Source organism: Cryobacterium sp. MLB-32 (assembly GCF_000738085.1).
Lineage (GTDB): Bacteria > Actinomycetota > Actinomycetes > Actinomycetales > Microbacteriaceae > Cryobacterium.
The window spans coordinates 1-469 of record NZ_JPRS01000743.1 but is presented as its reverse complement, the minus strand read 5'-3'; the positions used below and the strand labels follow the sequence as shown (position 1 = coordinate 469).

Genomic DNA, 469 nt, shown 5'->3' with positions numbered 1-469 from the left:
TTCATCAACCAGGAGGCCAAGAGCGGCGAGTACACCTACGCCTACGGTGGCACGGTCGGCTCGCTCGACCACGTGTTCGCTTCTCCCGAAGCGGATGCCACGGTCAACGATGTCGACGTCTGGAACATCAACTCGGTTGAATCGGTCGCGCTTGAGTACAGCCGCTTCAACAACAACGTGACGAACTTCTACGAGGCCGACGCGTTCCGTTCCTCCGACCATGACCCGGTTCTGCTGGGACTCAACGTCGCGACCCCGACCTCGGTCGACCTGAACCTGCTCAACATCAACGACTTCCACGGACGTATTGACGCAAACACCGTCAAGTTCGCCGGAACCATTGAGCAGCTGAAGGCGGAGTACGGCGACGCGAACTCGCTGTTCCTGTCCGACGGCGACAACATCGGCGCATCCCTGTTCGCATCGGCGTCGCAGAATGACCAGCCCACGATCGACATGCTCAACGCCC

At 60.1% G+C, this 469-nt stretch carries 1 pseudogene; it reads left to right on the top strand.

The annotated features are described in order from the left end of the window. Positions 1-469 (top strand): annotated as a pseudogene (locus tag JF66_RS24035) (multifunctional nuclease/2',3'-cyclic-nucleotide 2'-phosphodiesterase/5'-nucleotidase/3'-nucleotidase); the annotation flags it as partial.